3 protein-coding genes are annotated in these 17,124 nt (G+C 54.4%); all 3 read right to left on the bottom strand.

Going from position 1 to position 17,124, the window contains the following annotated elements; genetic code table 11:
- Positions 1–191: 191 nt before the first annotated feature.
- Complete coding sequence (locus B5D39_RS05315) at positions 192–4,820, bottom strand: OmpA family protein (RefSeq protein WP_078789364.1); 4,629 nt, start codon at positions 4,818–4,820, stop codon at positions 192–194.
- Complete coding sequence (locus B5D39_RS05310; protein ID WP_078789363.1) at positions 4,817–15,493, bottom strand: SdrD B-like domain-containing protein; 10,677 nt, start codon at positions 15,491–15,493, stop codon at positions 4,817–4,819. Before B5D39_RS05310 ends, B5D39_RS05315 begins: the two co-directional genes overlap by 4 nt.
- Before the next feature lie 262 nt (positions 15,494–15,755).
- Positions 15,756–17,012 (bottom strand): OmpA family protein, encoded by a 1,257-nt coding sequence (locus tag B5D39_RS05305; protein WP_078789362.1) that lies wholly within the window; start codon positions 17,010–17,012, stop codon positions 15,756–15,758.
- Between the last annotated feature and the right edge of the window lie 112 nt (positions 17,013–17,124).

Below are 17,124 nucleotides of genomic sequence, written 5' to 3'. Positions count from 1 at the left end.
AAACAAATGATTCCCAAAAGGTGACTGCTCTTTTGTTTTAAACAATACGTTGTCCTTCGTGTTTCTTCGTGAACTTCGTGGACAACTGCTTTTACAGGATAATTCACGTTTCAAAAATTCCAACAAGAAGGCCCTTACCAGATCGGTAAGGGCCTTTTGTTTTCAACAATCATCTTCCTTGCAGAACACGATCAGAACTTACCGATCACGTTAAAGAACCAGCCATGACTGCGGTAGGAAAGATCCGTCATATCATCGGAAAAATCAGTAAAGTTATAGCCGACACCGGCCTTAAAATTCTTATGCAGGTGGTAGTAGACGGCGGTCAGGAAGCCGCTGCGCATATCCTTGGCCTCGGTAACGGCCAGGGTGCGGTACTCACCCATAATGTCCCACTTTCTGATCAGATGGAAGTCTGCCCGGGCAACCCCCAACACCGCATGGCTGTCAAACCACTCCCCGACGGTCTTGCTGGGCTTCAACTGGCTGTAGCGATAGCCAACCTTACCACCCACTGACAGATACTTGCAGAGATCATAGATGGCATCTGCTGCCACGACATGGCTACGCTGAACATAATCTGCAACCTGGCTGCTGGCGGTCAACTGACCGGCTGTGGGGGTATCCTGGAAATAGGTATACTTGAACAGGGCATTCAAACGGTCATTCATCACGGGACGATAGGCCGCGCCGGTCACCAGCTCCACAAAGTCGCCATCGTAGAAGGCACCACGGTTGTTACGGCTGATGGAGAAGTTCACCTTCTGGAACCAGCGCCAGTCCTTATCAACCTGATAGGAAAGCGAGTTGCGCACCAGCCAGACATGACGTTCACTGGTGCTACCGTCTTCATGGCGATACTCCAGGTTACCGGCATATTTGATCTTGTCCTTCTTGTAACCCAGCGAAAAACCAGCCACCTGCCGCTTCAGGTCACCTGCCACGGCATCAGAGACAACGCCGATCTCACCCTTAAAACCGTAGGTCCAACGATCATTGGGGGACAGATCAAGACCAAAGGCATTCACCAGGCTTTCTGATCCGGCCCCACTGGTGGCCTTGGTTTCGCCATAGATTGCCATCTCATCACTAATCCGGTACTTGGTACCGGTTACCGCCGTGCTGTAACGGCCACGGGCATTGGTGTCAGGACGTTGTGACTCCATGCTGTAGGTCAGGTAGACGTTACTACGGTCGTTCACCCGGTAATCACCACCCAACAGACCGCCCATACCGCCATCGCCGCCAGACACCTCGGCATTCAGACGTAACCGGTCAGTCACCTGCCAGCCACCACCCAGACCACCGCGATCATTATCACTGCGGTTGCCGGTTTTCTCCGCAGTACCTTGCAGGAAGCCGTACAGATCCCAGTTGCCCGGCTGCGGCTTACCATCTTTCCCGACAGTCAGCGGCTTATAATGTACACGGCCCTGGATATCGGTCCGCTCGCCGTTTTCCGACAGGATTGAGCTGGCATTGGCAACGGCGGTCCAGCGATCATCATGGCGGGCAGCAAGCCCAAGTTGCCATTCCGGTAACATCTGCCAGCTGATGGTACCCTCAAAGCTGCGGGCGGTCTGTGAATCAGCCTGACGATCATCAACCTTCACGTCAGCATCCACACCTGGCACAACCGGAGCGGTGATACGTCCGCCCTGCTTGCGCTCCGCCTCACTTGAGGCGCTGATCTGACCGGGACCGGAGAATCCTTTGTCCTTGTCCTGCCAGTACACACTGGCCTTACCCTGGGCGCCTGCAGCCAGATCGTTCAGATCCACCTGCGCCTCAACCCGCTTGGCATCGGCCTTGTCACCAACGGTTGCGGAGCTGCTGTAGGCAAAGCCGCCATCAACCGAATTCTGCTGGCCTGATCCCGGCCCTTCTGAACGGGCTATCTCTGCCTTGATGTAGGTGTTCTGGGTATAGCGTGCCATGACATCAACACCACCAAGGCGTTGCTGCTGCTCATTTTCCCCCTGCCTGAATCCGGTTACCCCCAACCGCAGATAATCACCTACCCACCAGCGCCCCTGGAGACCGAGGGAATAGCCATCAACCGCCGTAACCCCCGGCACATATTCGTAGGTGGTCACCAGATACATCGGGTTGCCGGACAGATTGGCCGTAGAGATCCAGGAACCGCTGCCACTGACACTGGAGAGCGGACTGGTCAACAGCAATCGGCCCTGCAGATAGTTCATCTCGTAATCCTGGGCAGGCACCAGCTGTTTACGCTCCAGCACCAGACCGGAATCCTTGTCCCGCACTTCAACCCAGATATTTTCAGAACCCTGGGTAATATCAAGATGCCGCAGGTAGTAGAGCGATCCACCGGTACCACGGAACTCATCACGGGATTGCAGGGTGCCCGGCTCAGCAGCAAAGGCGCTCAGATCAAACTTTTTCTCACCGAAAGAGGTGATATCGGTACTCTTGAGTTTCAACTGGGCACCGTACAGCGCACGGCTGAACTGGGTCAGCTCCGTGCCGGTCCACTGGGTCTGGAAATTACCCCACATGATCTGTGAGTCTCCCCGTTCCAAACGGACATAGAACTTGCCGTAGGTGGGGGCATCCTCCACCATGGTGCTGTCGTCACCGTAGACCGGGTAGTAGCGGTCAGCATCAATCCGGCGCAACAGGTAGCGGGGATCTTTGGATGAGAAATTGCGGAACAGGTCTTCAACCGGCTGCTCGCCGGTATCGGCAGCAGCGGTCAGCAGGTACTCACCCTTGATCAGGCCTTTCAGATAAAAGGCACCCCGTCCATCAACATAGGTCTTGGCATCATAATGTTTGGTATCGGCATTCACCAGTGCAGCCGGGCCACTGGTATGGTTCTGACCCACGGTCAGATCGCCGATAGCCACATAGAACCAGTCCTGATCAGCAATGGTCAGGTTACGGGAAAAGGTGGCCTTGCTGCCGTCTGGATCAGTAACCGACACTTTGACCGTATGGGGACCGGCAGGCAGGATCTGACGCACGGCAAACTTGCCGTCCTTATCCACCGGTACCACGGTGCCAAGGCTTTCAACCCGTTGACCAGGACGGATGTTTTTACCGTTAACGGTTACGGTACCACCATGTACCGGTATGGTTGCCAGGGCACGGGAATCCTGGCCCCAACCTATCAGACGCTCCCGCTCCGCCTTTTCTAAATCGTTATGGGGACGTGACTTGTCCAACAGCCGCAACGGCTTGGGAGCGGTCTCATCAAAACGGCCGGAACGGTCATAGACCCGCAGCAGGAAGACCATCTCCTCCGGCGCATTCAGCGGCGCTGTCCAGCTGACCATGGTATCCCATTTGGCAGGAATCACCGCCAGCGGTTTGCCACTGGGACGCTTGCCGCTAAAGACCCTGATTTCAGCGTTCTTGATCCAGGCCTGATAGTTGGCATAGGCGCCAAACTCAACTGCTGTGCCACGTACCACACCATCGGGATAGGACCAGGTATTCAGGGCCGGTTTTGCCTCCAGAGGGTCAAAACGGACCTGGATATCGTTCTTGTCCAGGGCCACGTCAACACAACGCTGACGATCTGCCTCAGGCATCAGATTATCTTTACCAACGGGCTGACCATCCACGGTAATACGGAACGGCAGATTATTGATATCTGAAGGACCTGCTGCGCCACACGGTCCCCGGGGAGGTACTGGCGGCACAATGCGCGGTCCGACCGAAGCTGTCGGCACTGCCGGTTTGGCAACCGCAGTGGCAGGAACAGGCAACTTTGCCGGTTCTGCTGCCGGTGCCGGAGTCGCTGGCACAGCAACCGCTGCCTGTTGCTTCGGCTGCTGAGCAGTCGGCTCCTGCTCATCTTCATACCAGATGGCTATTTCAGTTCGGCGATTTCGGGCTCGCCCAGCTTCAGAACGGTTATCGGCAATCGGCACCGACTCTCCCTTACCGCTACTGGCAACTGCAGCATCCGGCACCTCCAGCGCCTTCTGCAGATAGCGCGCCACCGCAGCGGCACGGGCCTCAGACAGCACCTGATTGTTGGCAAATATCTTTCTGGTCTTTGCTGCAATCCGCACATTGTCGGTGTGGCCAACCACCTCAATCCGGATCTGCTGCTTGCCCTTCAAGCGGGCCACAATCTGGTCAAGGTGCTTGATCGCAGCGGGCAGCAGGCGATCCTTGCCGGACTCAAACAGGGCACCGGTCATGGTGTCACCCATCCGGGCCACCACTTTGGGGGCCGGAATAACCGGGGCAGCTTGTGCTGCAGCAGCCTTTTGTCCAGTACCTTCCGCAGCAACGGGTGGTGCCGCAGGCTTTGCCGGTTCAACCGCCGTTGCTACCGTCACCGGGGTGGCAGGGGACGCCGCCGGGGCAACAACCGCTGTCTTCTGGTTACGGGGCATAAAGACCGAACCGGGCAGTGAAGCCCCAAACGGTGTTGCCCGTTCACTGCTGGGTGGCAGGAATTCAAGATAGGTGCGGCTGTCATCCACCCGCTTGCCGCTCTGATCAAAGGTAGCTGGCGGCTTTACAAGTTCGCTTTCCGGTATAATTGCGTACGCTTCAAGCTGTCCACCCTTTTTCATGCCTGCCGCCTCTTTGCTGGCGGCAGCTCTACTGGGAAAATCACCAAAGAAAACACTGGTCAGACCATGCACCGTCCTGCCCGATGCTGCCTTGACCCCCTTCTTCTCCAGCTTGTCCAGCTCTTCGTCGACATACTGCTGCTGGGCATAGGCACCCACCTGAATAAAGTACCATTCAGCTGACGCAGCGGTCAGCAGGGGCAGGCTGCACAACAGGGCCAATGTTATCGTGATCAGTGTTCTGTGGAAGATGGTTTTCATTTCGCCACCTCCAGCAGTTCATCTTCAATCGAGAGCGGGTACTCTTCGTCCAGCGCCTCCCATTTTCGTCGCAGCATACTGGTCAGTTCCTTCAATCGTTCTTTGGCCTTTGATTCATCCTTCACACTCTGACGGAATACCAGACGGACCACACTGGGCCGCGACCGTAACTGCTCTGGCAACGCTTCGAAGCGCTTCTTCCATTCCTCTTTCAGCTGGACAGAATCCTTTTCAAATGCCTCGCCACTCACCTCAACCCGCACCACCCGGTGGATGGTTGCACCAAAGTTCAGCTTCACCATCTTGCCGCGGGTAGCCCGGACAACACGGGGGTTCTCGGTGGTGACCCGAAAGCCGCTGGGCAGGGTCCGCTCATCCAGCTTCATGATAAAGTTTGAACCACGGTCCATCTGGGGAACTACCGCACAGGGCACATGGAACCGCCCTTCAGCATCGGTGGTTACCAACCAGCCCTTGGCTGTGGCAACTCGTATATTGGGGATACCCGGCTCACCGCTGTCCTGATACCCGTTGGCGTTCTGATCATCAAACACCTTGCCGATGATATCGGTACAGTCAAAGGTAGGATCAGGCACCACCCTGACCGTGGCTGTGGCCACGTTGGAAACCGCGCTGTTCACCAGATTATTCAGCGCCCAGACCCGGTTGACATACTCGCCGTCACCCACACCGGAACCAACCACCAAAACCATAGTCAGGGTCTTGGTCTCGTTCGGGGCAAAGGTCAGGTTAGGCCAACGCAGCACCCTGCCGCTGGCCTGCGGTTCAACCGCCAGACCGTTCAGGCGTGCGCTGCCGCTGCGATACTTGAAGCCAGGAGGGATCTCGTCGACCAGATCAATGTTCGGAATGCTGGCAGAAAGGGTGTTGCGGGCCTGAATGGTGTACGGCACCAGATCACCGCGGGGTACGTTCACCTTGGGGGTGGTCTTGGTCACAAAGATCGCCCCACCCAGGATCGGGTCGATCGGCAGGTGGTTGTTGACCACATTTGCCGAAGCGGCATTCAGATTGATGGTCAGATAATAAGTGGTGCTCTGGGCGCCGGTTGGAGCCGCTGCCTGGGCTTGAACCTCATAGTTGCCAGGTCCGGCAGGTGGTGTCAAAGCGGTGGTTACCGCAGGAATAATGCTTGAGGCTCCGGGCACATAGCCGGCCGGTCCGTTGACTGTTAGCGTATAGGTACCGGCTGGTGCTGCAGGCAGCAGCAGGAACTGGTAGAAACCGCTGGCATCAGTAGTCTGACTCTGGTTTGTAGCTCCACCCACCAGATGGGTAGCAGCATTGAACCCGGATGGGCCGGCAATGCTAACCGTTGCACCGGAAACCGTTGCACGGGTAATGGAGTTATAGACCACCCCGGAAGGGTCGATCGGCAGGTTCTGCTGCACCACGTTGCCGCCAGAACGCAAGGTCAGATTAGCAATGGTATGGGCCGTATAATCAGGTGCTGAATCGATATAACCAGGATCCTGAGACACCGGATTCCCGTAGATCGCGCTGTTTAGCGGATGGCGATAGCGGATCTCATAGCTGGAACCTGCTGCAAGTCCACTAATTGTCCAAGTGCCATCTGCAGCAGAGGTTGCTGTCCCACGCACCACACCACCATGCACAACCTCTACCCGCCAGCCGGGCAGACCCGCTTCACCCGGCTGCTGAATCTGGTCACGGGTGATACTGTTGTACCAGACCTTACCTGAGAAACTGCCTGGCATACCAGTCCGCTCACCAAACAGATACCCCGTTACCAAAGCACCGCTTGCCAGATTAATGTTACTAATTCTATTCTGCGCCGGGGCAAGTGTAAATGAGCCGTTATCAACCGTTCCACCTGCTGTTCCAGCCGTTTCTCTTCCGTCTTGGTAGATAACCGGCTGAATTTCAGTCAAAATATAGGTGCCTTCAAGTAGCTCTGCAAAGCTGTAACTACCATCCGCCGCAGTTATTGTAGTTGCACTAACTGATATCCCATTAACATCTGTACCTGTCAGGGCAATAGAAACACCTGCAATACCTGCTTCGCCAGCATCAAAAACACCATTATTATTACCATCAACGTAGACAGCACCGCTAATTCCTGAACGCTTTTCGCGAAAATTATAATGAACACCATCCTTACCTGCGTTCAGGCTGATAAGGTTTATGATATTAACTCCGACAGTGCCGTTCAGGACACCATCAACCGTTCCAACAGCAGTGCCACTCGTCCCACTAAAATCACCATAACCTGCGGGCTGGGTCTCGGTTACAGTGTAACCGCTGCCATTAGATGCGGGCAGGCCTATAAAGCTGTAATTACCACTTGCATCGGTGGTCACCGTGCGACTGACAGCACTGCCGGAAGCATCCGTACCGGCTAAACTGATAACAACACCAGCAATGCCAGTCTCCCCAGCGTCCTGACTACCGTTGGCATTTACATCAACATAGACGGTGCCAGAAAGGCTACCCAGCCGTTCACCAAACAGATAGTTAGTTGCGCTGGTTCCTGCAGTAAACATAATCGCAGAAACCACGTTTACACCAACAGTACCACCGGCTGTACCGGCAGTTAGCTGGCCATCGCCATAGTTAACCGGCTGGGTCTCGGTTACGGTATAACCACTACCGTTGGAGGCAGGAAGATTACTGAAGCTAAAGTTGCCGTTTACATCTGTGCTCAGCGTACGGCTGACTGCAGTGCCGGAGGCATCCGTACCGGTCAAGGTAATTACAACACCGGCAATACCGACCTCACCAGCATCTTTAGCTCCGTTATTGTTAGCGTCATAGTAAACGGAGCCGCTCAAACCACCCAAATGCTCCCCAAACAGGTAACCGGTGGCATTAGTCCCTGCAGGAAAATTAATCGCCGACACCACATTTACGCCAGCTGTACCACCAGCGGTTCCGCTGGTGGTCTGACCATCGGCATAATTGACCGGTTGGATCTCGGTTACGGTATAACCACCACCATTGGAGGCAGGAAGATTACTGAAGGTGTAATTGCCGTTTACATCTGTGTTCAGCGTACGGCTGACTGCAGTGCCCGAGGCATCCGTACCGGTCAAGGTAATTACAACATTGGCGATTCCCACCTCACCGGCATCTTTCGTTCCGTTGTTGTTAGCATCATAGTAGACGGTGCCGCTCAAACCGCCCAGACGCTCACCAAACAGGTAGTTCGTTGCATTGGTTCCCGCAGGAAAGTTAATCCCCGACACCACATTTATACCGGCAGTTCCGCCAGCGGTTCCACTGGTGGTGGAACCATTGGCATAATTGACCGGTTGGGTCTCGGTTACGGTATAACCACTACCATTGGAGGCAGGAAGATTACTGAAGGTGTAGTTGCCGTTTACATCTGTGTTTATCGTACGACTGACTGCAGTGCCGGAGGCATCCGTACCGGTTAAGGTAATCACAACACCAGTGATGCCCACCTCACCGACATCTTTAGTCCCGTTATTGTTAGCGTCATAGTAGACGGTGCCGCTTAAACCACCCAAATGTTCTCCAAACAGGTAGCCGGTGGCATTGGCACCACCTACATAGGGTATGCCTGAAATACTATTTACACCAACAGTGCCACCAAGACTGCCTGCCGTCACAGCACTATCAGCATAGTTAACCGGCTGAGTCTCAGTCAACGTATACCCGGAGGCATTAGCATTGGGGATATCCGTAAAACTGTATGCCCCAGAAGCATCGGTGGTTGTAATGCATGTTGCAAGAGAACAGACACTAACATTCGAAGCGGCGTTACCTGACAAGGTAATCGTCACACCTGCAATGCCCGGTTCCCCGGCATCTCTCAGGCCGTTATTATTACTATCCAGATAGACACTGCCAATCAACCCGCCCAGACGTTCGCCAAACAGATAATCACTGCCGGACGCACCAGCTGGAACCGTAATACCGCTGATGGTGTTTGTACCAACCGCCCCGGCGATCCCTCCCAAGGTTCCTGCAGTCTGCATCCCCGTAGCATAGTTAACCGGCTGGGTCTCTGTCAGCGTATAACCACCCGCACCACTGGCTGCAACACCGGTAATGCTGTAGTTACCAGCCGCATCGGTTACCGCAGTACTGTTAACAGCGCCACCAGAAGCATCGGTACCGGTCAGGGTAATCGTAACACCGCTGATACCAGATTCTCCGCTATCCTTCAGACCATTGTTATTGGCATCAACATAGACGGTGCCGGAAAGGCCGCCAAGGGTCTCACCAAAAAGGTAGTTGGTGGTTGCAACACCGGCGGCAAGAGTAATTCCGCTGATTGTACGCACCCCAGGCAGACCGGCTGTGCCGCCAGAGCTGCCGGCAACCTTCTTGCCATCGGCATAATTAACCGGCTGGGTAATGGTCAGGGTGTAACCGCCTGCACCACTGGCGGCAAGATCAGAAAAGCTGTAGTTACCGCTTGCATCAGTCAACGCGGTTTTATTTACCGGATTACTGGAGGCGTCGGTACCGCTCAAGGTGATAGTAACGCCACTGATGCCCACTTCACCCGCGCCTGATTTGGCACCATCGTTATTAACATCGTAGTAAACGGTGCCGGAAAGGCTACCCAGGGTCTCGCCGAACAGATAGTTGCCACTGTTTGCTCCAGCTGCCAGTACAATCCCGCTGATGGTTCTGGTGCCGGGCAGACCGACGGTGCCGCCGGAGGCTCCAGCCGCCTTCTTGCCATCGGCATAGTTAACCGGCTGGGTAATGGTCAGGGTGTAACCGCTGCCATTGGACGCTGGAAGATTACTGAAACTGTAGTTACCGCTTGCGTCGGTGGTCGCTGTCAGGCTCACCACAGCAGAAGAGGCATCGGCACCACTCAGGGTAACCGTAACACCGCTGATACCCACTTCACTGGCACCTGATTTGGCACCATCGTTATTTGCATCGTAGTAGACCGTACCGGAAAGGCCACCAAGGGTCTCGCCAAACAGGTAGTTGGTGGCCGTGGCACCACCGGCAAAGTGAATCCCGCTGATGGTCCGTGTACCGGGTGCATTTGCAGTACCGCCGGAGCTACCGGCCGCCTTCTTACCATCAGCATAATTAACCGGCTGGGTGATGGTCAGGGTATAACCGCTGCCATTTGAGGCTGCAATTTCTGTAAAACTGTAGTTGCCACTTGCGTCGGTTACCACAGTTCTGGTAACAGCACCGCCGGATGCGTCAGTACCACTTAGGGTAACCGTAACGCCACTGAGGCCCACTTCACCGGCGCCTGATTTCGCACCATCATTATTTTCGTCAAAGTAGACCGTGCCAGAAAGACTGCCGAGGGTCTCACCGAACAGGTAGTTGGTGGCATTGGCACCGGCAGCAAGAGTAATACCGCTGATGGTTCTAGTTCCGGGCAGGCCGACCGTGCCGCCGGAAGTCCCGGCTGCCTTCTTGCCGTCGGCATAGTTGGCAGGCTGGGTGATGGTCAGGGTAAAGCCTGCGCCGTTGGAGGCAGGCAGATTACTGAAGCTGTAGTTACCGCTGGCATCGGTTACCGCCGTGATGTTAACAGCGGTACCAGCAGCGTTGGTGCCGCTCAGGGTAACGGTAACACCGCTGATACCGATTTCACTGGCTCCGGACATGCTACCGTCATTGTTTGCATCATAGTAGACCGTGCCGGAAAGGGAAGCAGCATACTCACCGAAGTTATAATTTAAGGCACTTTCCCCGACAAGCACCTTAATACTGCTGATCTTGTCATTAACCGCAGCACTACCCATGCTAGCACCGTTCACCGTACCCACTGATTCTGCGCCATCACCGTAGTTGGTCAACGGCGCAGCGGTCTGCAGCTTCTCGGTCACTGTATAGCCACTGCCATCGCTTGCCGGCAGACCGGCAAAACTGTAGGCCCCGTTCACATCGGTGGGAACCGTACAAGGATTGGGAGATATGGCAGTGCAAACAGACGTACCGGCACTGGTAAGACCGGAAAGCGTAACCATAGAGGTACCCTGGATTCCAGGTTCTCCAGCATCCTTACTGCCATTGCGGTTACTGTCGATATAGACATACCCGGACAACCCCTGGCCGGTTTCACCAAAGTTGTAGTTAGTTGCCGTGTTACCTGAGTTAAGAGTAATTGCGGAAATTGCGGTGTTACCAATGCCTGGAACTCCGGTATTCGCTGCCCGCACAACACCGGCAATGGTGCCGCCGTTGCTGCCTGCGTAGGCGCCGGTATGGGTAACACCGGTCGGTAGCGTCTCGGTTACGGTATAACTACCCGGCCGCAGGCCGGTAAAACTATAGGAGCCGTTCACTGCTGTGTGTGCATCCGGTGGCCCGACAGCTGCTCCTAGGTCATCGGTACCGGTCAGGGTAATGGTTACCCCGGTTAAACCGGCGGTTTCATCCCTGGTTGCATTGCCATTGGTGTCGATAAAGACATAACCGCTGATGGTGGCTGGAAGCAGTTCACCGAAGTTACGGTCACTGTATGTCGTGCCGGTGGCGATATTTCCGATACTGATGACATCGGTTGTTTTGCTACCGACAATCATATTGGGAAGCCCGGTTCCGTTCTGGTCCAGACCGTCAAAATACCCCCCAGGTTGTGCCATTTCTGTAACCTGATAGCCGGTTCCAGGCGGCACATTACTAAAAGTATAGGCACCGTTCGGGTTAGTGCCAGCGGTCAAGGCATCCGCCGGAGCATAGGCAATACCACGATAATCGGTTCCCCTCAGCCGGATAGTTACCCCGTTGATGCCGTGTGTACCGATTTCGAGAGCACCTGACCGATTACCATCATTATTGGCATCATGGTAGACATACCCGCTCACGGTGGCATTTTGCAGTTCCTGAAACAGGATATTCGACAATGTCAGACTATTATCTTTCGGGAAGATAATGCCGGTGATCTGGTTATGGGCAACGGCTGCTGAACAGTTATTGGTACCATCACAGTTTGTAGACGGCGCAGTACCGGCTGACTCACCCCCTGGCGTAGCAGAGAAGGTACCAACCTTCTCCAGCCCGTCTGAGTAGCCGTCAAGTGCCGTGTCTTGCGTTTCAGAGACGGTGTAGGTGCCAGGTGGCACATTATCGATGGTGAATACACCGCTGGCGTCGGTATTTGGGGCCGTAATGGACACTACCTGCCCCAGATACGCATCTGTACCAACCAGTGTGACCTGAACGCCACTGATCCGGTTTGCTGTCAGTACCGGCGGATTATTTGCCGCCGTATCATGGAAGATATACCCGGTAACCGTGTTTTTCCGCACCTGAACATTAACCGTCTGCGTATTATTGGTAACAACAGGATCAAGTGATATGCCGGGCAGCACAGCTACCGAAGCAGTATTGGGAATATCGGTATTAAAGGGACCGCTGAACGGATAGGCAGCACGCACCGGGATGGTAACGGTCACCTGTTTTGTAGCATCAATTCCAGTAGCATCAACCGGAACCGGACCGAGGTTACAGGTCACCGTACCATTGCTGCCGACAGGCGGAGCCGTACAACTGTTGGTAGCAAGCGTGACACCACTGCCCGGTGTTACCGTTACCGCCCCGGTCATGACAAAACCAGCCGGCAGAATGTCGGTCATCTTTAGCCCCGAAACATCTGACGGCCCTTTGTTGCCAACCTTCACCGTGTAGGTAAACGGCTCATTAATATCCACCGTGCCTTTTGAGACAGTTTTACTCACCAGAATCAGGTCGGTCTTGGGTAGTACGGTGGTGGTTTCCGTCACGCTGTTATTGCCGGGCAGGCTGTCATAGGTGGGAATGTTTGTGGTCTCGTATGAGCTGACGGTTGCTGTTGTACCATAGGTTAGTGACCCTGCAGGTGTAGGCCCTGACGTACCGAATTTAAGATTAAAGGTCTGGCTGGTGTTGGCAGCCATGATACTGTGGGCCTGATCTACTCCCAGATAACAGATAACATTAGTACCATCCGCCCCGCCAGGCTGCGAACAGGTCGCCCCACTAGGCAATACGCTGCCAGCCAAATCAAACGGCATAGTATAAACCCCTGGCGGCTTGGGGGTTACCGCCAGCTTGAAACCGGTGGCCTGGGATGGCCCGTTATTCTGGACCTTGATTTCGTAGACGATTGGATCGCCAAAGGCAGTCGGATCATAGCCGGGATCGTTATCAGTAACCGTTAAATCCAGTGCCTGCATGGTGATGTGTGCGGTATGGCTGGCACTGTTATTGGCATAACCGGGAGCATCGCTCTCAACCGTGGTGGTTGTTATGGTGGCGGTACTTATGTAGGTGTTCGGCACACCCCCTGGATACGGGTAGATCGGAATCACCTTAAAACCAAGTTGGTATGAGGTATCATCCCCCAGACTGAAGCCACTGCACTCAATACCGGCCTGTCCGGCATAGGGACCGCTGCTGAATGAAGTAACATAACTGCAGCTACCAGGCCCGGTAAAGGCTATGGATCCGCTCACATAACTAACTTTTAAGGGGTCTATAGTCTGCCTCAAAACCACACCGGCAGCGGCACTGGGACCAAAATTTTTGATGGAAGAGGTGTAGCTCAGCTCAACCCCTACTTTGACCGGGTCCGGCCCTGCGGCAATGCCGGTCACTGCCACATCAGCAAGTGGGTCAACAATTACCGTTGCACTGGCTGAGTTATTTGTGCCGTTCGTGTCAATGGCATCAGGGGTTGATACCGTTGCTGTGTTGCCCAGAGTACCATCCTTAAAAGGTCTGTTCAGGGTAACCGTAATGGTACGGGGTGCGCCGTTGGCCACATTCTTCAGGGTACAGCTTACGGTGGAACCAAAGCTGCAGGACTCTCCCGCGCCTTGCCCGATAATAACAGCACTGCCGCCAGTTGTACCGGCGCTGCCGCTGTACCAGATACTGCTCAACGGGTCGCTGACGGTGGCGGTTGGAGCTATGTCCGTCCCTGCATTGGAAACGGTCAGGGTGTAGCTGACGCTTGCATCAGTGGTCAGGATATGTGTTGGCGAAGGGATACTGGCGGTCTTGGTGATACCCAGGTCTACATTCCGGTTGGTGCCGGTCACGGTGGCGCTCTGGCAGTTACCGGTGCTGGAGTTGTCTGCCGGTGTATGGGGAGAGACCGCAGACAGGCCGGTGCAGGCGGTGTTGCTGATAGTTCCCAGATAACCGGTTTCTGCCTTGGTAATTATGACCAACGCCGGCAGCGAGGCCCCCCGCGCCAGGTTGGCACCGGCATAATCGCAGGTAACTGTCCCGGTAGCATCAACGGCAACACCTGAACAGCTCCAACCACTGCCACTGAATGACTGGTAGGTTTCATGGACGTCCAGCACGTCAGTAACCCGAATCGTACCGGCGGCAGCGGCTGTTGAACTTAATGAGTTGGTTACGACAATGGTGTTAGTGATCATACCATCTGCAGCAACCGGGGTGGGCCCCTTGGACTTGGTCAGGGTTAAATGGGCAAAGGATGTAACAATGGTGTAGTTTGCGGTTGCCGGACTGTCTGTCCCGCCGGTTGGCAAGGTCCTGCTGATGGACGCACTGTTTGAACCGGCCCCCAGTGTCGGGCTGGCAACCACGGTCAAGGGAATGCTGAAACTACTGGTGGCGCTACTGTTCAAGGTTGCAATGGTACAGGTAATAACCTGACCTACTTTGGCACACTCGGAAGGCAGGGGGCCGATGGCAAAATCTACCGGCACGGTATCGGTAATGGTTATTCCGCTGGCCACCTGGGTGCCGCTATTGGTTGCCGACAAGGTCATGGTGACGGACTCATCAGCCGTAAAGGTAGTCAGACCAGTTACTGAAGAAACCATGGTCTTGCCAGCCTGCAGGTTTGTCCCAGCGGTTACCGTTACCACCACCTGGGAAGGACCGTTGTTCCCGGAAACCGGGTCACCGGTGTTACCGTCGGTGGAGACTATTGATGCTCCGTTGGTAATGGTACCTGATGAGGTAATAAGCTTACCTGTCAGAGTTATCGCCGGTGCATCACTGCCTGCAGGTACGGCTGCCCCACTATAATCACAGGTGACGGTTGTACCGGAAACGCCACAACTCCAACCACTGCCCGTGGCGTTTTGATAGGTAAAGTCAACCGCAGCTGGCAGGTCATCAGTTATCCGAAAGGTCGTTGCTGCATCAGGGCCGTAATTGTGGGCTGTAAGGGTAAAGCTGATAAACGAGCCGGCTGCGGCAGTAGCCGGACCGGTTTTGGTGATACCGAGGTCAGCTCCGTTGATGACGGTAACCGTTTTTGTCAGAAGATTATTACCACCATTGGGGTCCGTAATTGAGCTATCTGTAACGGTAGCCGTTGTATCCTGCGCCCCGGCACTGAAGCCTTTGCCACTGTAGCTGATATCCCAGGTACCTTGTGCAACAAGTGAAGAGGGCTTGGTACACACAAGTTGTTTGGGAGAAGCAGCCAGGTTAAAGACACACTCACTGGAAGCAGTTCCGGCACTAAAATCAACGTTGGATGGAAGTAGAATTGTTAATACCGGCGTAGCAGCAGCCACACCGGCATCATTATTGGTAACCGTAACAGAAAACGTCGAGTTTCCGTTATGAATAACAGGATTAGGTGACCAGGTATAGGCAGAAACACTGAGATCAACATCAGCTGCCCACGCAGCCCCCGCAACAACCAGCAGAACCAGTACCGTTACAACCAGACGCCCGACCTTACCGATTACACTTTTTCTCATTACACCCTCCACTTCCAACACCGCCACTGATCAGATTTAACAAATCTCAGTAGTCAAGCCAGAGCAAACATATATTTATTCTAATAATAATATAATTAACAATTTTGAAGCGTTGGAATATACACAAACAAACTGGACAAATACAGCCAAATTTACCGTTTTTAACAAAACATCAGAATTCGTCAGATAGATTAGAAGCAGATAGCAGATGCGCCTCCAACCGGTATTTGCCGGGGAGACGCATGCACAACATCATCACTTGTTATTCACAGCTAAAGTTAGCTTCGATACGTCTGTTCTTTGCTTTTCCTGCAGCGGTTTTGTTATCGGCAATCGGCTTGGTGGGACCAAAACCTTTGGCGGTGATCCGGCTGGCATCAACAGCTGAATGCTTGATGATGTAGCTGCGGACGCTTTCAGCGCGGCGCTGGGAGAGCTTCATGTTGGCCTTCTTGTTGCCAACGCTGTCGGTATGTCCTTCAATGCTGCCTTTGGCGCTTGGGTTGTCTTTCAGGAAGGTGCCCAGTTTTGCCAGTTCATCCTGATAGGCAGGCTTGATAGCAGTCTTGTTGGTGTCAAACTTGATATTCAGCACGGTGGGGCTGCAGAGCTGTGCAGCAGAGGCCTTGGCTGCAGACTGTTCCACCACCGGAGCAGGCGGTACAGGTTGCACGACCGGAGCTGCCTTGACCGCAACAGCTGTCTTGCTGGTTGCCTCACCGCCTTCACCCTTGCAGGTCAGGGTGTATTCCGTATCTGCTGTTGGGGCAACCATGGTGAAACCACTAAGTGCAACTGCACCGATGGCAGGTTGAATGGAGCATTTTTTTGCATCGCTTGAGCTCCACTGCAGGGTGGACTGTTCACCGCTGGTGATGTTTTGCGGGGTCGCATGCAGGAAGGCCTTTGGAGCAACTGGCGCAGGTGCCACAACTTTGGCCGGCTCCGGAGCAGGAGCCACCTCAATCGGCTTGACAGCCGGGGCAGCTCCGCCAAATGGAATATGAGCGCCTACGGTGTACTCAACGTTATGAGTCACTGTCTCGCTCAGGTTATACATGATGTGCCGTACATCGGCCCGCAGGGCAAAGTTTTCATGCAGAAAGTACTTGGCACCAACACCATAATCAGCTGCACCATAGGTATTTTTTGATGAGGCATTGGCGCCATCAAACTTCAATCCGGCAAACCCGGCAGCAATATAGGGCACAAAATTGTTGTCCGGCATAAAGTGATACAGCAGCTCACCGCCGTAGCGGTACATGGTGATATCTTTCTTGCCGCCGGTCAGTTCAGGATTAACATAATCAAACAGCCCTTCAATCCCCAGCTGTTTGGTGATGTTGTAGCCAGCCCTGCCGCCAAATACCAGATTGGTGCCCAGATGCTGTTGCCCTTCGTAGGTGTAACCGCCAACCACCGGTGACAGGGAGAACTGTCCTTGCTGAACTCCGGCAAATGCGGTGGATGCCACCAGCAGCAAACCTACCGGCAAGATACGTTTCAGTTGTTTTTTCATGCCCTACTCCTCTTTAGTTTGATTTAGAGTGTGATTACCCTGCGTAACCACCGGTTCACCTCATTTTTACGGGAAACCGGATTGCTGGGCACTATCAGGCATAGCAAGGGCT

It is taken from the genome of Trichlorobacter thiogenes (genome assembly GCF_900167465.1).
Taxonomy (GTDB): Bacteria; Desulfobacterota; Desulfuromonadia; order Geobacterales; family Pseudopelobacteraceae; genus Trichlorobacter; species Trichlorobacter thiogenes.
The sequence above is the reverse complement of the archived record's forward strand: the minus strand, read 5'-3'. Positions and strand labels throughout refer to the sequence as shown.

Excerpts from the sequence above, each read along its gene's own strand:
- B5D39_RS05310 (WP_078789363.1), bottom strand. The coding sequence starts at position 15,493 with ATGAGAAAAAGTGTAATCGGTAAGGTCGGGCGTCTGGTTGTAACGGTA.
- B5D39_RS05315 (WP_078789364.1), bottom strand. The coding sequence starts at position 4,820 with ATGAAAACCATCTTCCACAGAACACTGATCACGATAACATTGGCCCTG.
- B5D39_RS05305 (WP_078789362.1), bottom strand. The coding sequence starts at position 17,012 with ATGAAAAAACAACTGAAACGTATCTTGCCGGTAGGTTTGCTGCTGGTG.